Origin of the sequence: Intrasporangium sp. (genome assembly GCF_051961875.1) — a bacterium.
Taxonomy (GTDB): domain Bacteria; phylum Actinomycetota; class Actinomycetes; order Actinomycetales; family Dermatophilaceae; genus Intrasporangium_A.
The window spans coordinates 1-16,632 of sequence record NZ_JBQCCV010000240.1; the positions used below are offsets into that span (position 1 = coordinate 1).

General features: G+C 70.7%; 14 protein-coding genes, 1 tRNA gene, 1 pseudogene and 1 riboswitch. Of the genes and pseudogenes, 13 read left to right on the forward strand and 3 right to left on the reverse strand.

The genetic code is table 11. The annotated features are described in order from the left end of the window. The first annotated feature begins 1 nt into the window (after position 1). From cysS to ACTHJJ_RS14310, 6 genes are all read left to right on the forward strand, one after another. Complete coding sequence (gene cysS, locus ACTHJJ_RS14285; RefSeq protein ID WP_440303607.1) at positions 2-1,492, forward strand: cysteine--tRNA ligase; 1,491 nt, start codon at positions 2-4, stop codon at positions 1,490-1,492. Between the two features lies 1 nt (position 1,493). Further along, the gene (gene rlmB / locus ACTHJJ_RS14290) at positions 1,494-2,477 is read left to right on the forward strand and encodes a 23S rRNA (guanosine(2251)-2'-O)-methyltransferase RlmB (RefSeq protein ID WP_440303608.1); all 984 of its coding nucleotides are present in this window, start codon (positions 1,494-1,496) and stop codon (positions 2,475-2,477) included. A gap of 165 nt (positions 2,478-2,642) precedes the next feature. After that, entirely contained in the window at positions 2,643-3,536 is an 894-nt protein-coding gene (locus ACTHJJ_RS14295; protein WP_440303609.1) for a DUF929 family protein, read from the forward strand. Then, complete coding sequence (locus ACTHJJ_RS14300) at positions 3,533-4,078, forward strand: vitamin K epoxide reductase family protein (RefSeq protein ID WP_440303610.1); 546 nt, start codon at positions 3,533-3,535, stop codon at positions 4,076-4,078. The genes ACTHJJ_RS14295 and ACTHJJ_RS14300 overlap by 4 nt, the downstream gene beginning before the upstream one ends. 67 nt (positions 4,079-4,145) lie before the next feature. Next, positions 4,146-5,387: a DUF4032 domain-containing protein gene (locus ACTHJJ_RS14305; protein WP_440303611.1), complete on the forward strand. Its 1,242-nt coding sequence runs from the start codon at positions 4,146-4,148 to the stop codon at positions 5,385-5,387. A gap of 60 nt (positions 5,388-5,447) precedes the next feature. Continuing rightward, positions 5,448-5,972 (forward strand): GNAT family N-acetyltransferase, encoded by a 525-nt coding sequence (locus tag ACTHJJ_RS14310; RefSeq protein ID WP_440303612.1) that lies wholly within the window; start codon positions 5,448-5,450, stop codon positions 5,970-5,972. Positions 5,973-6,086: 114 nt separating this feature from the next. Here ACTHJJ_RS14310 and ACTHJJ_RS14315 read toward each other — a convergent pair whose 3' ends face one another. After that, complete coding sequence (locus tag ACTHJJ_RS14315) at positions 6,087-7,190, reverse strand: ABC transporter ATP-binding protein (protein ID WP_440303613.1); 1,104 nt, start codon at positions 7,188-7,190, stop codon at positions 6,087-6,089. A gap of 285 nt (positions 7,191-7,475) precedes the next feature. Between ACTHJJ_RS14315 and ACTHJJ_RS14320 the strand changes: the two genes are divergently transcribed. Continuing rightward, a complete protein-coding gene (locus ACTHJJ_RS14320; RefSeq protein ID WP_440303614.1) occupies positions 7,476-8,489 on the forward strand; it encodes a LacI family DNA-binding transcriptional regulator in 1,014 nt (337 codons plus the stop codon). An 82-nt stretch (positions 8,490-8,571) separates the two neighbouring features. Here the strand turns inward: ACTHJJ_RS14320 and otsB are convergent, their stop codons facing one another. Both otsB and ACTHJJ_RS14330 read right to left on the reverse strand, forming a co-directional pair. Further along, positions 8,572-9,417 carry a trehalose-phosphatase gene (otsB, locus tag ACTHJJ_RS14325; RefSeq protein WP_440303615.1) on the reverse strand — a complete coding sequence of 282 codons (846 nt, stop codon included), beginning with the start codon at positions 9,415-9,417 and terminating at the stop codon, positions 8,572-8,574. Beyond that, positions 9,414-10,850 (reverse strand): alpha,alpha-trehalose-phosphate synthase (UDP-forming), encoded by a 1,437-nt coding sequence (locus ACTHJJ_RS14330; RefSeq protein WP_440303616.1) that lies wholly within the window; start codon positions 10,848-10,850, stop codon positions 9,414-9,416. Before ACTHJJ_RS14330 ends, otsB begins: the two co-directional genes overlap by 4 nt. A 112-nt stretch (positions 10,851-10,962) precedes the next feature. Here ACTHJJ_RS14330 and ACTHJJ_RS14335 point away from each other — a divergent pair, with 112 nt between their 5' ends. The 6 genes and pseudogenes from ACTHJJ_RS14335 to ACTHJJ_RS14360 all read left to right on the forward strand — a co-directional run. Continuing rightward, positions 10,963-11,394, forward strand: coding sequence for a CBS domain-containing protein (locus ACTHJJ_RS14335; protein ID WP_440303617.1), 432 nt, complete (start codon positions 10,963-10,965; stop codon positions 11,392-11,394). Between the two features lie 24 nt (positions 11,395-11,418). Then, positions 11,419-13,152, forward strand: coding sequence for a serine/threonine-protein kinase (locus ACTHJJ_RS14340; protein ID WP_440303618.1), 1,734 nt, complete (start codon positions 11,419-11,421; stop codon positions 13,150-13,152). Positions 13,153-13,402: 250 nt separating this feature from the next. Next, positions 13,403-13,552: riboswitch (cyclic di-AMP (ydaO/yuaA leader) on the forward strand. 2 nt (positions 13,553-13,554) lie between these two features. Beyond that, on the forward strand, positions 13,555-14,280 hold the full coding sequence (locus ACTHJJ_RS14345; protein WP_440303619.1) for a transglycosylase family protein: 726 nt from the start codon (positions 13,555-13,557) through the stop codon (positions 14,278-14,280). 114 nt (positions 14,281-14,394) lie between these two features. Beyond that, positions 14,395-14,467, forward strand: a tRNA-Thr gene (locus ACTHJJ_RS14350). 38 nt (positions 14,468-14,505) lie between these two features. Beyond that, entirely contained in the window at positions 14,506-14,952 is a 447-nt protein-coding gene (locus ACTHJJ_RS14355; protein ID WP_440303620.1) for an SRPBCC family protein, read from the forward strand. 1,278 nt (positions 14,953-16,230) lie between these two features. Next, positions 16,231-16,632 (forward strand): annotated as a pseudogene (locus tag ACTHJJ_RS14360) (hypothetical protein); the annotation flags it as partial.

The window sequence follows — 16,632 nt, forward strand, 5'->3', positions numbered from 1 at the left end:
GGTGAGTCTCCAACTGTTCGACACCGCCGACCGCGAGCTGCGCGTGTTCACGCCGCGCGAAGAGGGCAAGGTCGGCATGTACATCTGTGGGCTCACGACCCAGGGCGCGCCGCACATCGGGCACATCCGGTTCGCCGTCGCGTTCGACGTGCTGCGGCGCTGGCTCGAGATCGGGCACGGCTACCAGGTGACCCTCGTGCGCAACGTCACCGACATCGACGACAAGGTCCTGCGCAAGGCGGCCGAGGCCGGCGAGGAGTGGTGGGCCCTGACCTACCGCAACGAGCGGCTCACGACGCAGGCGCTCGAGGCGCTCGGGGTGCTACCCGCCACCTACGAGCCGCGCGCGACGGGGCACATCACCGACATGGTCACCCTGATGGAGACCCTCGTCGAGAAGGGGCACGCCTACGCGGCGCCTGACGGCTCCGGCGACGTGTACTTCGACGTGCGGTCGTGGCCCGACTACGGGTCGCTCTCGCACCAGTCGCTCGACGACATGGCGAGCGCCGACGACGCCGACCCGCGCGGGAAGCGCGACCCGCGCGACTTCGCGCTGTGGAAGGGCCGCAAGGCCGAGGAGCCCGAGAGCGCCTCGTGGCCGACGCCCTTCGGCGCGGGCCGGCCGGGCTGGCACCTCGAGTGCTCGGCGATGGCCCGGCGCTACCTCGGCGACGAGTTCGACATCCACGGCGGCGGCATCGACCTGCGCTTCCCGCACCACGAGAACGAGCAGGCCCAGTCGCGCGCGGCTGGGCTGGGCTTCGCGCGGTACTGGCTGCACAACGCGTGGGTGACGGTCAAGGGCCAGAAGATGGGCAAGTCGCTCGGCAACTCCCTCGAGGTGCGCGAGCTGCTCAAGACCACGCGACCGCTCGTGCTGCGCTACTACCTCACCGCGGCGCACTACCGCTCCACGATCGAGTACCACCCGGGCTCGCTCGAGGAGGCCGCCGCCGCCGTCGAGCGGATCGAGGGCTTCCTCGAGCGCGTCTCGCACCGCCGTGAGGTGCCGGCCGGCGGCTCGTATGCCGCTCACGACCTGCCCGAGGAGTTCCGCGCCGCGCTCGACGACGACCTCGGCGTCCCCGGGGCGCTCGCGGTCATCCACGAGACGGTCCGGGCGGGCAACACGGCGCTGGACGAGGCGGACGACGACGGGGCTCTGGCGGCAGCGTCGGCCGTGGTCGCGATGGCGGAGGTGCTCGGGGTCAACCCGTTGGCCGAGCACTGGAGCCGGTCCGCCGACCGCACGACGAGCCACGTGGCCGAAGAAGCGCTGGAGGCCCTTGTGGGCCAAGCGCTCGAGGCGCGTCAGTCGGCGCGGCAGGAGCGGGACTTCGCACGGGCCGATGCGATCCGGGACGAGCTGTCCGCCGTCGGGATCGCGATCGAGGACACGCCGTCCGGGGCCCGGTGGTCCCTGAGCCGGTCGGTCGCGTCGGTGGACGCGGTCCCGGCGGCCGGGGCGGCCGGAGCGGGAGAGGGCTGACATGGCAGGGAACTCACAACGGCGGGGCGCTATCCGCAAGGGCGGCAAGGGCGCGACCGTCGGGTCGGGCGGGCAGAACAAGCGTGCCCTCAAGGGCAAGGGGCCGACGCCCAAGGCCGTCGACCGCGAGTACCACGCGGCGCACAAGCGCGCCAAGGCGGCGGCGAAGCGGGCCGCCTCGCCGGGCGGTCGCCCTGGCGCTCCTCGGGGCACCGGCGGTGCGCGGCCCGCCCGGCGCAGCAAGACCGCGACCGAGATGGTGGCGGGGCGCAACTCCGTCGTCGAGGCACTGCGCGCCGACGTCCCCGTCTCGTCCATGTACGTCGCGACGCGGATCGACTCCGACGACCGGGTCAGGGAGTCGCTGAAGCTCGCGGCCGGGCGGGGTCTGCCGATCCTCGAGACACCCCGCTCAGAGCTCGACCGGCTCACCGATGGCGCGGTGCACCAGGGGATCGCCCTGCAGGTGCCGCCCTACGACTATGCCGACCCGCACGACCTCATCGACCCGGAGGCGCCGGGGGTGCCGCTCGTCGTCGCCCTCGACGGCATCACCGACCCGCGCAACCTCGGGGCGATCATCCGGTCGGTCGCCGCATTCGGCGGCCACGGGGTCGTCGTGCCGGAGCGGCGCTCGGTCGGCATGACCGCGTCGGCGTGGAAGACGTCGGCAGGGGCGGCCGCGCGTATCCCGGTGGCCAAGGCGGCCAACCTCACCCGCACCCTCGAGGACTTCAAGAAGGCCGGCTTCTTCGTCATCGGGCTCGACATGGAGGGCGACGTCGAGCTGCCCGAGCTGGCGCTCAGCGACTCACCCCTCGTCGTCGTGACGGGGTCCGAGGGCAAGGGCCTCTCCCGGTTGGTCCGCGAGACGTGCGACCAGATCGTCTCGATTCCCATGAGCTCCTCGGTCGAGTCGCTCAACGCGGGGATGGCGACGGGGGTCACGCTCTACGAGATCGCTCGGCAGCGCCGGGCCCGCTGATCCCCGGCTTCCGGCTGCGGTCCCTTCGAGGGAAGAGACCGGAGCCGGGAACCACCGCAGTCCTCAAATCGTCAACAAGTGGGAGATGCCCGGCCGACACAGGACGGACGGGTACCCTGAGGCCGGCGCAGGGCGCCGCACATGTCGCCGAGAAGAAGGACATCCGTGGGCAAGAACACAGCTCGGGCCGAGGCCACGCGTAGGGCGGCCGAGATGCGCGCCGCGGCCGCCCGCAAGGAACGCCAGCAGAAGCAGCTCATCACGGCGGCTGTCGCGGTGGTGGTCGTCATCATCGCCGCCGTCATCGGCCTCGCCATCGCGAGCCAGCCGGACAAGGCGCCGGCCTCCGCCAACTCCGCCGCGGACGCCGCAGTCACCAAGCTCGGCTCCATCCCCGCCTCGGCGTTCGACGCCGCCGGGAAGCCCAGCGCCGCCTCCAACTCGATCCCGCAGAAGCTCGAGGGCGGACAGGTCCTCAAGAACGGCGGCAAGCCGGAGGTCCTCTACGTCGGTGCCGAGTACTGCCCCTACTGCGCCACCGAGCGGTGGTCGCTGGTCGCGGCGCTCGAGCGGTTCGGCAGTTTCTCCGGCCTGACGACGACGCGCTCGGCCGACAACGACGGCAACATCCCGACGGTGTCCTTCAAGGACGCGAAGTACACGAGCGACTACATCTCGTTCCGTGCGGTCGAGACCCAGGACCGCAACGGGAAGCCGCTGGAGCAGATCCCCGCGGACATCGAGCCGCTGTTCAAGAAGTACGACGCACCGCCGTATGTCGATGCCCAGAGCCAGGGTTCGATCCCGTGGACCTTCTACGGTACGCACCAGACGGTCGGCTCCGGGGTGCCGGTCCAGAACTTCGTCAGCCTGTCCGACAACAATGCGTGGACCACGATCGTCGAGCAGATGCTGACCGGCAAGGGTGACCTCGGCCAGCCGATCATGGCGAACGCCAACGCGGTCACGGCCCAGATCTGCACCCTGACCGGCAACCAGCCCTCCGACGTCTGCAGCAGTTCCGCGGTCGTCCAGACCAGCCCGATGCTCAAGCCATGACACGCGACATGACCCGCTCGTCGCGGGGCGCCGGGACCGGCCAGGCCGGGACCCTCGCCCCGCGTGAGCGTCCGCGCTGGCTCATCCCGACCTCACTGGTCCTCGTCGTCATCGGCCTGCTGACCTCGATCTACCTGACCTACGAGCACTTCACCGACAACGCCACCCTCGCGTGCACGGCCAACGGGGTCATCGACTGCGTCAAGGTCACCTCGAGCCAGTGGTCCAAGCTGTTCGGCATCCCCGTCGCGGTGCTCGGGCTCGCGTTCTTCGTCGTGCTGGCCGGCCTCTGCTGGCCCTCGGTGTGGCGCCGGGGCGAGGCGTGGCTCGACTGGGCCCGCCTCGGTTGGCTGACCGTCGGCATCGTGATGGTGGCCTACCTCGTCTGGGCCGAGGTCGCGAAGATTCACGCGATCTGCCTCTGGTGCACCGTGGTCCACGTGACGACGTTCCTGCTCTGGATCACCGTGATGTTCGGTCAGATCCTGTCCGGTCCGCCGACCACGGCGGCCGCGCCGGCCGGTCGGGCTGGTCGCCGCTGACCTCGGCCCGGGCGTCCGGTCGAGTGAGCGCCTCGTCCCACCCGTCACCCCGTGCCACGATGGACCCGTGACTCTGCAGATCACGACCGCGCGTCCCACGCCGGAGCTGTTCGACCTGCCGTGGCGGCGACCACTCGAGGAGTGGCCCGAGGATGTCCTCGCGGCCTTGCCCCGCGGCATCTCGAGGCACGTCGTGCGGTTCGTCCGGCTGGGCCGGCGGGTGATCGCGATCAAGGAGATCAAGGCCGAGATCGCGGACCGGGAGTACGCGATGCTGCGCAACCTCCGCCGCCTCGACGTGCCGGCGGTGCAGCCGCTCGGCGTGGTCCACGGCCGGACGGCAGCCGACGGCACCCCACTGGACGCGTGCCTGCTCACCCTCCACCTCGAGTTCTCGCTGCCGTACCGGGCGCTCTTCAGCCACAGCCTGCGGCCCGACACGGCCGTCCGGCTGATGGACGCCCTCGCCCTGCTCCTCGTCCGGCTCCACCTCGAGGGGTTCTGGTGGGGCGATGTCTCGCTGTCGAACACCCTCTTCCGCCGCGACGCCGGCGCCTTCGCGGCATACCTCGTCGACGCAGAGACCGGCGAGCTGCATCCGTCCCTCTCGGATGGGCAGCGAGCCCACGACCTCGACCTCGCCCAGGTCAACATCACCGGCGAGCTGATGGACCTGCAGGCGGGTGGGCTTCTCGACAAGGGCGATCCCTTCGAGATCGCCGCCTCGATCGTGGAGCGGTACCACTCCCTCTGGGAGGAGCTGACGGCGACGGAGCGCTTCGACGTCGGCGACCGGTGGCGCGTCGACGAGCGGATCCGCCGCCTCAACGACCTCGGCTTCGACGTCGACGAGCTCAGCATGATGACCGACCTCGACGGCACCCACATCCAGATCCAGCCGAAGGTCGTCGACGCCGGTCACCACTCCCGGCGGCTGCTGCGCCTGACCGGGCTCGATGTGGGGGAGAACCAGGCCCGTCGCCTGCTCAACGACCTCGACTCCTACACCGCCGCCACGGACCGGCAAGGGGACGACGAGGAGCTCGTCGCACATGACTGGCTCACGAGGATCTACGAACCGGTGACCCGCGCCGTCCCGCGCAACCTCACCAGCCGGCTCGAGCCCGCCGAGGTCTTCCACGAGGTCCTTGAGCACCGGTGGTACATGAGCGAGCGGGCCGGGCACGACGTGCCCATCGAGGACGCCATCCAGGACTACATCCGCACGGTGCTCCCGGCGAAGCCGGAGGAGGAGGCCGTCGTCGGCGTCGACACGGTCGAGATGCCTGTCATCGCCCGGCACGACTGACCCTCCCCGATCCGTGTCGGATGGGTTGCGCCCGAGAGGTTCTCCGGCACACTGCAGGACATGAATCCTCCTGCCGCTTCCACCCAGGACCAGTCTGACCTGATCCTCGTCGCCCGTGTAGACCCGGGGGACTGGCAGCGCTTACGTGATGTGCGGCTTGCGGCGCTGGCCGATTCACCGGAGATGTTCGGATCGTCCGTGGCGAGGGAGCGTGCGTTCGACGAGACCGAGTGGCGCAAGCGGGCCGCCCGGCCCGCCACCTTCCTCGCATCCAGAGGCGCCGGGGATGTCGGCATGGCCGGCGTCTACGAGTTCGAGGGCAGTTGGCTTGTCATGGGCATGTGGCTGGCCCCAGCCGCACGGGGAACGGGAGCCGTCGACGCACTCATCCACGCCTGCGAATCCGTGGCACAGGACGCGGGAGCGACGACGATCGCGCTCGCGGTGATGGAAGACAACGCCCGCGGTCGGAGCGCGTACCTTCGCCTCGGTTACCAGTTCACGGGGGAACGGGAGCACGTGCGCGACGGTCGAGACGAGCTGTTCATGACCAAGACGCTGGCCTCCTCACCTCCGTCGAGCTGACGGTGACGCCGCGGGGCCGGCACCTGCTCGTCGTGCGAGCGGGCGCCGGCCCAGCGGCATACGTGGGAACTGTCCTCTCGATCGTCTCCGCTCGATCGGAGAGGAGGGGGCGGGTCAGTCGCTGATGCGCTCGCCAGACTCCGCGTTGAAGACGTGGACATGGCCCTGCTTCGGCTTGAGGTAGACGACCTCGCCCTTCTCCGGGGGGCGGCGGCCGTCGACGCGGGCGATGAACGGGGCGTCGCCCGTCTCCTCACCCGTCGCGCCGACCTGCTTGGCCTTGGTCGAGCCGTAGATGTACGCGTCGGCGCCGAGCTCCTCGACGACGTCCACCGTGACCGGGATGCCGTCGCCGTCCTCGGACATGTGCAGGTCCTCCGGCCGGACGCCCAGCGTCACGTGCCCCGTCGCCCTGGACAGCTCCTCCCGGCCCACCGCGACGGTGTGCCCGCCGACGTCGGCGCCACCGTCGACGACCGGGGCGTCGAGCAGGTTCATCGCGGGCGAGCCGATGAAGCCGGCCACGAAGACGTTGACCGGGTGGTCGTACATGCGGCGCGGGGTGTCGCACTGCTGCAGGACGCCGTCCTTGAGGACCGCCACGCGGTCGCCCATCGTCATGGCCTCGACCTGGTCGTGGGTGACGTAGACGGTCGTGACGCCGAGGCGGCGCTGCAGCGAGGCGATCTGGGTGCGGGTCTGGACACGCAGCTTCGCGTCGAGGTTCGACAGCGGCTCGTCCATGAGGAAGACCTGCGGCGAGCGGACGATGGCGCGGCCCATGGCGACGCGCTGGCGCTGTCCACCCGAGAGCGCCTTCGGCTTGCGCTCGAGGTACTCGGTGAGGTCGAGGATCTTGGCGGCCTCTTCGACCCGCTTGCGGATCTCGGACTTGTCGACGCCGGCGATCTTGAGGGCGAAGCCCATGTTGTCGGCGACCGACATGTGCGGGTAGAGCGCGTAGTTCTGGAAGACCATCGCGACGTCCCGGTCCTTGGGGGACAGGTTGGTCACGTCGCGGTCGCCGATGAGGATGCGGCCTTCGTTGACCTCCTCGAGGCCGGCGAGCATCCGCAGCGAGGTGGACTTGCCGCAGCCGGACGGCCCGACGAGGACAAGGAACTCGCCGTCCGCGATGTCGATGTTGAGGTTGTCGACCGAGGGCTTGCTGTTGCCCGGATAGATCCGGGTCGCATGGTCGAACGTCACAGTTGCCATGGGCGTCTTTGCCTTTCCTTCACCGGCAGGAACGTGCCGGACGATCCGTTGTAAAGGTGCCGACCCGGGTGGGCTGGCACAGTCATCATGACGTATGCCGCACAGCCCGCAAAGTGCGGCCCCCTCCCTCCGTGTCCTGATCGTTGCAAGAAGTTGCTGCAAGGCCGTTCCAGTTCGCCGCAAGTTCTTGCTACGGTGCCCCCACTCGTGGCGACCCGTGGCGTCGGTCAGGCTCCCGGTGCGACACCGGCGGACGCGGTCCGCGCCCGAGGAGGAGGAGACGGAGTGAAGGCGCGACTGCGCGACATCGCCGACCAGGCGGGGGTCTCGGAGGCGACGGTCTCCCGGGTCCTCAACGGCAAGCCCGGCGTCGCGGAGTCGACGAGACAGGCCGTCCTCACGGCCCTGGACGTGCTCGGCTACGACCGGCCGAGCCGGTTGCGCCGCAAGAGCGCCGGCCTCGTCGGCCTCATCGTCCCGGAGCTGACCAACCCGATCTTTCCGGCCTTCGCCCAGGTCATCGAGAACTCCCTGGCCCAGAGCGGCTACACGCCGGTGCTGTGTACCCAGGTGGCCGGCGGGGTCCACGAGGACGACTACGTCCAGATGCTCCTCGAGCGGGGCGTGTCGGGAATCATCTTCATCTCGGGGATGCACGCCGACACGACGACCGACCCGCAGCGCTACGCCACGCTGCGCGAGCGCGGGCTGCCGCTGGTCCTCGTCAACGGCTACATCGACGGGGTCGACGCGCCGTTCATCTCCAACGACGACGTCGCCTCGATGGGCCTGTCGCTCGAGCATCTCGTCGCGCTCGGCCATCGCGAGGTCGGGCTGGCGATCGGGCCGGACCGGTACGTGCCGGTCATCCGCAAGATCGCCGGCTTCCGCAACTCGTACCAGGAGCTGCTCGGCCGCTCGGACGTCGACCACCTCATCGAACGGTCGCTCTTCAGCGTCGAGGGCGGCGCGACGGCCGCGGGCCGGCTCATCGACAAGGGCTGTACCGCGGTCGTCTGCGGCTCCGACATGATGGCGCTCGGCGCGATCCGCGAGGCCCGCAAGCGAGGACTGCACGTGCCGCGCGACTTTTCCGTCGTGGGGTATGACGACTCGCCGCTCATCGCCTTCACCGACCCGCCGCTCACGACGATCCGACAGAGCGTCATGGCGATGAGCGAGGCGACCGTGCGCGCGCTGCTCGACGAGATCACGGGGCAGCCGTCGCCGCGGGCCGAGTACGTCTTCCGCCCCGAGCTCGTCGTGCGCGGGTCGACCGGCGCGATGCGACGCCGCTGACCCCCGGCTCCTCAGGGTCGAACGCAGCAGGTATGCCGCTGAGCTCGGCCCGAACCCCGTGCTCGCAGGGCGAGGGCCGGTCTCAGCCGCGGCGCTCGCTGGCGGTGCGCCGAGTGAGCAGGTCGCCGAGGAGGCTCGCGACGGCGTCGGTGTCGGTGACGCGGTAGCGTGCCGCGGTGCTGCCGGGGCCGACCTTGACGGTGACGTCGCCCGGCGCCTCGAAGCGGGCGAAGACGTCCTCGTCGGTCACGTCGTCGCCGAGGTAGACCCGCGCGGTGGGCCCGATCGTGCGGGAGAGCGCGACGAGGGCGCTGCCCTTGTCGGCGGCAGAGACGGACAGCTCGAGGACGGACTTTCCCTCAAGGACGCGGACGCCTTGCTGTGACTGCCCGAGCGACCGGGCCTCCTCGAGCGCGGGCCGGGCCACGGCCTCGGCGAGGCCGCGCGTGTGCAGCGCGACACCGGCGGTCTTGCGCTCGACCCGTGCCTCCGGGTGTCGGGTGGTGACGAGCTCACGCAGCTCCACCTCGAGCGAGTCGAGCCGCGCCAGGTCGTCGGCGGTGACGGAGGCCGACTCCATCGCCGCCCGGACGGCCGGGTTGGTCGACTCGGCCCCGTGGCTGCCGATGAGGGTGATCGGGTCGTCCGGGGTGAGGCCGGTGAGGAGCCGCAGCGTCGTCAGGTCGCGGCCGGACACGAGGGCGATGTGGAGGTGAGGAAGCCGCGCGAGCCGGCCCAGGGTCTGCATGACTCCGGCGGTCGGCTGAACCGCCAGTGGGTCGGGATTGAAGGGGGCGATGACGCCGTCGAAGTCCGTTGCCACCAGGAGCGGCTCAGCCGTGGCGGCCGAGTCGAGCGCGGTGGCGAGAGCGGCGTCCGGCCGGTCGCGGCGCCGGTCCGCCCCCTCGTCCTTTGGGGCACCCGTCACGGGGCCTGCTCTGGTCGGTCCGGTGCCGCGTCGAGCGCGGCGAGGAACCTTGCTGCCCAGCGCTGCACGTCGTGGTCGGCGACCCGCTTGCGGAGCGCCCGCATGATCCGCTGCTTCTCCCGCGGGGGCGTGTTGATGGCGCGCAGGATCGTCTGCTTGAGGCCCTCGATGTCGTGCGGGTTGCACGAGAAGGCCTGGTGCAGCTCGTGCCAGGCGCCGGTGAACTCGCTGAGCACTAGCGCGCCGCCGAGGTCGAAGCGGCAGGTGACGTACTCCTTGGCGACGAGGTTCATGCCGTCACGCAGGGGCGTCACGAGCATGACGTCGGCGGCCCGGAAGAGCGCCGCCATCTCCTCGCGGGGATAGGCATGGTGCAGGTAGTGAACGGCCGGTGAGCCGATGAGGCCGAGGTCGCCGTTGATCCGCCCGACCGTCTGCTCGACGTCGGCGCGCAGGTGCTGGTAGGCGGCGACGCGTTCCCGGCTCGGTGTGGCGACCTGCACGAGCGTGGCCTCCGGCGGGCCGACGTGGCCGTCGGCGAGCAGCTCCTGGTAGGCCTTGAGCCGGTGCCGGATCCCCTTGGTGTAGTCGAGCCGGTCGACGCCAAGCATGAGCACCTTGGGGTTGCCGAGCTGCTCGCGGATCTCCGCGGCGCGCTCCGCGACGGAGGGCTGGCGGGCGAGCTCCTCGAGTCCGTTGAAGTCGATGGAGATCGGGATCGCGCCCGCTCGCACGCGCCGCCCTGACCCGTCGTCGACGGCGACGGTGCCGGCCTTGGTCTCGGCGTGGATGAGCTGGCGGCACGCGCGCACGAAGTTCTGGGCGTCGGCCTGGCGCTGGAAGCCGAGGAAATCGGCGCCGAGGAGACCCCGGAGGAGCTGCCCGCGCCACGGCAGCTGGGCGAACAGCTCGACAGGAGGGAACGGGATGTGGTTGAACCACCCGATCCGCACGTCGGGTCGCAGCGCGCGGATCAGGGCCGGGGCGAGCTGGAGCTGGTAGTCCTGCACCCAGATGCGCGCGCCGGGGGCGGCGACGTCGGCGACCGCCTCGGCGAAGCGTTCGTTGACGCGCTGGTAGGCCGCCCACCACTCCCGGTGGAACGAGGCCGGGACGATGACGTCGTGGTAGATCGGCCACAGGGTGTCGTTGGAGAAGCCCTCGTAGTAGAGGCGCACGTCCTCGGCGGTCAGCGCGACGGGCACGAGGTGGGTGCCGTCCTGGTCGAACGGCGCAGGGGCCTCGCCGGCCTCACCAGCCCATCCGACCCAGGCGCCGGGCTGGTCGCGCATCACCGAGTCCATCGCGGTGACGAGGCCGCCGGGGCTGCGGCGCCACTCCGTCTCGCCGGACTCCGTGATGACTTGGTCCACCGGCAGCCGGTTGGCCGCGACGACGAGGTCGAAGGTCTTCCGGTTGGGCGAGGACGGCACGCATCAGCTCCTGGTCGATTTCGTCCCACTTTAGCGACCGTCCTCTGGCGCGCCGCGGTGGGGCGCTCTAGTGTCGAGCGAAGGCAACTCACGCTCGCTCGAGGAGGTCGACGTGAAGATTTCTGATGTTCTGCGGTCGAAGGGGCAAGGAGTCGTCACGATTGCCCCAGACGAGACGGTCTCCGGCCTGCTGGCCCTGCTCTACGAGAACCGGATCGGTGCCTGCGTCGTCAGCACGGATGGCACCACGGTGGAGGGCATCGTCTCCGAACGCGATGTCGTCTGGAGCCTCCACTCCGAGGGCACCGGCGTCCTGCTCGGCCCCGTCTCCGGCATCATGACGAGAAACGTCACCACCGGGCGGGCCGACGACGAGGTGTCGTCGCTGGCCGCGACGATGACCAACGAGCGGGTCCGGCACGTCCCGATCGTCGACGACGACGGCGCCCTCACGGCCATCGTCAGCATCGGCGACATCGTCAAGAGTCGGCTCAACGAGCTGCAGTCCGAGCGCGACCAGCTGCGCGACTACATCTCGCAGTAGCCGAACCGGCCTAATCTAGGGGGCATGGCTGCCCGCGACCGGACCGAGAGGGTCACGACGACCCTCCCGTCGGGTGCCTCGTCGGCCGGTGCGCCCGGCTCGGGCGGCGCTCAGCCCCCTCAGCGGCTCGGACGATACCGACTGATCGAGGAGATCGGCGAGGGCGGCATGGGGGTCGTGCACCTCGCGCTCGACCCGCGCGGCCGGGCCGTCGCCGTCAAGGTGCTGCGCACCCACGTCGCCGCCGACCCGGACGCGCGTGACCGGCTCGGCCGGGAGGTCGAGACCCTCTCGCGGATCCGCGACGACCGGGTCGCGGGCGTGCTCGACGCCGACATCATGGGGCCGCGGCCCTACATCGTGACGCGTTATGTCGCCGGCCCGTCGCTCGACGAGATCGTCGGGCAGGAGGGCTCGCTCGAGCCGGAGGCGCTGCTCCGGCTCGCCCGTGGGGTCGCCGAAGCGATCCGCACCATCCACGCGTGCGGTGTCGTGCACCGCGACATCAAGCCGGGCAACGTGCTGCTCGAGGACGGTGAACCCGTCCTCATCGACTTCGGGATCGCGCACCTGCAGGACGACGTCCGCCACACGGTGGGCGGCCTCGTCATGGGCACGCCCGGCTATCTCTCGCCCGAGCTCGTCGAGGGCGCACCCATCACGGACGCGACCGACTGGTGGGGCTGGGCCGCGACGATCACGTATGCCGCGTCCGGCCGCCCCCCGTTCGGCCGTGGGCGCATGGAAGCGGTGCTCAGCCGAGTCCGGGCCGGGGAGGTCGACCTGACCGGCGTCGACGACCGACTCGTGCCGTTGCTGCGGGCCTCGCTGGCGCCTGACCCCGGGGATCGGCCCCATGCCGACGAGGTGCTCGACGCCCTGGAGCGCTTCGCTGCGGGCGACGCCGCCACGGTTCCGTCGCCCTCCGGGCAGGTATGGGACGACCCGGCCCGGCACGTCCCACCCGGCTCGACCCGGGTCCTGCAGCAGCGCGGCACCGCCGTCCTGCCGGCCATCCACGGCCCGGCCCCGCTCCCCGCCGAGCGGCCCGAGGCGCAGGGGCAGCCACCCCGCCGAGGGGCCGGGGCCGGGGGAGCCGGCCCAGCGGCATACGGCCACGAGGACGAATGGGACGAGGATGACGAGCTCGCCCCGCCCGAGGGTGACCCGCGGATCGGCCGCGCGCCCCGCACCGTCACCCTGCTTGCCCTCGCCGCCGCCTGGCTCGGCCTCGCGGCGGCGCTGCCCGGGATCGCGCTGCTCGCGCTCGCCGGCTGGTCCGTCCTCGGCCGGTCGGTCGACCGGTCGCTCACGGGGCTCGTGCGGCGCCGCTACGACCGGGGGCGCCGGCGCAGCGACGTGCCCTGGGCCGTCGTCGCGAGCCCCTTCCACCTCGTCGGGGCCGCGATCGCGACCCTGGTGGGACTGCTGCTCCCCGCTGTCGTGGCGGTCGCGGCCATCTTCGCGTCGTCGCTGCTCGACGCGAGCCTGCGCGGGGGAGCCCTGAGCCCCGGCTCGCCGGGCACCCTTCTCGCCGGTGCCGCCGGTGGCCTGCTCATGCTCTGGTGGGGTCCCGGAGGGACGTCCTTGCGGCGCGGCTCGCGGTCGATCGTGCGCAGCGTGGTCCCCATGGGACTGCCCTCGCGGGTCGTCGTAATCGTCTGTGTCGTCTGCGGATTCGTGCTCGCGATCATCGCCCTCACCCAGGGCGCGAGCCTCGGCTGGCGCCCCTGGACGGGCAACCCGTTCGGCGGCTGACCCGTCCTCACCCGAGGCGCTTGATAAAGGACTGGTCAAGAAAAGGTCACGAAAAAGTCTCGGTCCGGCTTGTGTCACGGCCGATGGTCACGTACCGTCGTCCTGCAGCGGCATCCGTTCGGAGGGCACCGAGGTCCTCTCGAGGCCTTCGGACCGTGCCGCTCTGCCCTGCTCGGAGCGACCTGGGCGGGACCCACAATTACACATTGCAACCCAATAACCGGTCCCTGTGCGCGCCGAGCCTCGCCAGCCAGGGACACTGCCCGGGTCCCGGGCACGGGCGAGGACGGGGGACCCACTGTGGCCTCACAAGGGCCTGGGGGTGAAGCCGCGTAAGCGGCGGGGCAGCCTGACGCCCCAACCCGACAGCTAACTCCGTAGGCGCCGTCAGGAAGGAACAGAATGCAGTACCACCAGTCGAAGCACGCTGCGGCGAAGAAGATCTCGCTCAAGCAGCGCGCTGCGGGCGTCGGCATCGCCGGCGCCGCCACCGTCCTCGGTGGCATCGCGATGGCAGGCTCGGCACGAGCCGCCTCCTCCTCCGTCTGGGACCGCGTCGCGGCCTGTGAGTCGGGCGGTAACTGGCAGATCAACACCGGCAACGGTTTCTACGGTGGCCTCCAGTTCACCACCAGCACGTGGAAGGCCTACGGCGGCGGTGCCTACGCCGCTCGGGCGGACCTCGCCTCGAAGGCCCAGCAGATCGCCGTCGCCCAGCGGACCCTCGCCTCGCAGGGCCCGGGTGCCTGGCCGGTGTGCTCGGTCCGTGCGGGTCTGAGCAGTGCCAACGGCGGCGCCTCGTCGGCAGCCTCGGCTCCGGCCTCGCGTTCGACCGTGCGACAGGCGATCGCCCCGAAGAAGGTCACGACCCAGAAGTCGTACGCCGCGCCGAAGGCGCAGCGCACCTACGTCGCTCCCAAGAAGACCAACCGCGTGACCAACTACGTCGCGCCGAAGGTCAACACGGGCAAGGGCCAGAAGATCACCGTGGTCAGCGGTGACAGCCTCTCGAAGATCGCCGACAAGTACCAGGTCAAGGGCGGTTGGCAGGCGCTGTTCAACGCGAACCGCGGCACCATCCAGGACCCGAACCTCATCTTCGTCGGACAGGTCATCCACCTGCCCTGATCGCAGTGAGCATGATCGGCCCCACGAGGTTCGCCTCGTGGGGCCGAGCGCTTTTCTCGTATGCCGCTCACTCCGTTACGCTTTCGGCGTCCCTGCCGAGCGTGGCGGGAACCCGCTGGCGTGGCGCAATCGGTAGCGCACCTGTCTTGTAAACAGGTGGTTGGGGGTTCGAGTCCCCCCGCCAGCTCTCCACCAGCTCTGCCGCCCGACTGCGAGGATGGACAGATGTCCGTCGACGTCGTCACCGAGATCGTGATCGACCGGCCACGTGACGCGGTCGCGGCATACGCCGGCGACCCGACCCACGCGCCGGAGTGGTATGCCAACATTCGCTCGGTCGAGTGGCAAACAGAGCCGCGAGTCGAGGTCGGATCACGGATGGACTTCGTAGCGCAGTTCCTCGGGCGGCGGCTCGCGTACACCTACGAGGTCATCGAGCTGGCGCCGGGCGAGCGGCTCGTGATGCGCACCGCGCAGGGACCCTTCCCGATGGAGACGACGTACGAGTGGAGGGCGGTCGGCGACGCTGCCACTCGCATGCGTCTGCGAAACTGCGGCAAGCCGACCGGGTTCTCGCGACTCGTCGCGCCCTTCATGGCGAGCGCCGTCAGGCGTGCAAACCGGAAGGACCTTGCCCGGCTCAAGCAGGTCCTCGAAAGGGCGACCGCCTGAGAGTGGGCTGCGCCTGTCCGGTTTGCGCTGGTTTGCGTATCCCTGTGCCGGGGTACAGCAAACTCCCAGACACAGGCTGGAGGTGAGCGAGGTGCCGGAGCGAGGGTCGCGTCAGTTCCGTCCGCGGCTGCGCCTCATACTCCTCGCCGGCGCCGCAGCGCTCGGATGGGCCGTCCTCGCTTCTGGCCCCGCCCAAGCCGACGAGGGCGGCACCGGCACGTCGTCACCAATGAAGCCGGGCAGGACCGTGACCTTCGCGGCCGGCGCGGTGGGGAACGTGACGTCCGTCGCCGCGGCCGAGGCGGCGCCGGCAGCGCGCAGCGGGACGCCGGGCCGTGCTCACGTCGATCGCGCTGCACCCGTCGTGCAGATCCCTACTCCGGCATCCGTGACGCCGCCCGCTTCGCAGGCCATGCGCGAGGACTCGCCGGCCCGGATTGGCTCTGCGGTGGCTTCCACGACGAGCCGTACGGCGGCCGACCCCAAGCGGCTCGCGGGGCCGGCAAACGCCCGGGTGGTCGACAGGGTGGTAGCTGCCACCCGCGCTGCGGAGGCGCTCGTGTCGGCGGCCCGACCGCCGGTTCGCCAGCTGGCGGGCTCAGCCCAGACGACTCTGTCCCAAGTTCTGGGGACGACCTCTGCGTCCCTGTCCTCGGACTTGTCCTCACTGCTGGAGCCGGTGCTGACGGAGGTGTCCCACCCGGTGCTGAGCACCGTGTCGCATCTGCCCCGCACCCTCGTCCTGACGTGGCCCGACAGCCATGGGGAGGTCTGGGATGCATTGACCTTCGCGCGCTCCGCTGAGGCTCGCTCGTCGGCTGCCTCCCTGGAAGAGTTTCGCGCCAATGCGGGCGCCGTCGTTGCCAGCGTCGTTTCGGCCCGGTTTGACGCCCTCACTGGGCCTTCGCTATTGATCTCGCCGGTGCTGGCCTCCCTCTCCACCGGTAGCGACGCGCCTACTGGCCAACCGGTCCCCGCGACGCCCTGGGGTGCAGCCAGCCCCACTGGCACAGAAGCGTCCTCGCCGGACTCATCGGGACATGACATCCCCGCGCGGTGCGCCGTCGGACTGGCCGTGCCGGGCCCTTCGACGCGAGGCGCTGTCCTTTGCTTCGGCTCTTCCATGCCCTCGTCGCCCCTGTTTCGCCCTGGGTTCTCTCCTGACTGACTGACCGCTGTCGTCGCCAGATCGTGCGCCCGCTCGTGGCGCCTCGCACGACAGCCGCCCGCCTCCTCGGCGCGCGACTCCACAAGATCACTCAGAAGGAGAGTTCGATCATGCATGCCTATCTTCGTAGGGGCCTCTACGGCACCCTTACCGCCGGGGGCTTCCTCCTCCTCGGCGCGGTCGGCGCAGTAGCCGACACCAACGGCGACAATGGAGCCGCCTCCGGCACCCAGGTCGTCGCACCGGTCAGTGCGCCGGTGTCCGCGGACGGCAACGCCGTGTCGGTGTTGGGCCGCTCGTCCACGACGAAGGGCTCGAGCAACAGTGCGCCCGACGAATCCAGCTCGAGCGCCGGCGGCTCTGACACCACGACGTCCGGCACCCGCAGTTTCGGCTCGGGCTCGCAGTTGGTTGCTCCGGCCAGTGCGCCGGTGTCCGCGGACGGCAACGCCGTGTCGGTGTTGGGCCGCTCGTCCACGACGAAGGGCTCGAGCAACAGTGCGCCCGACGAA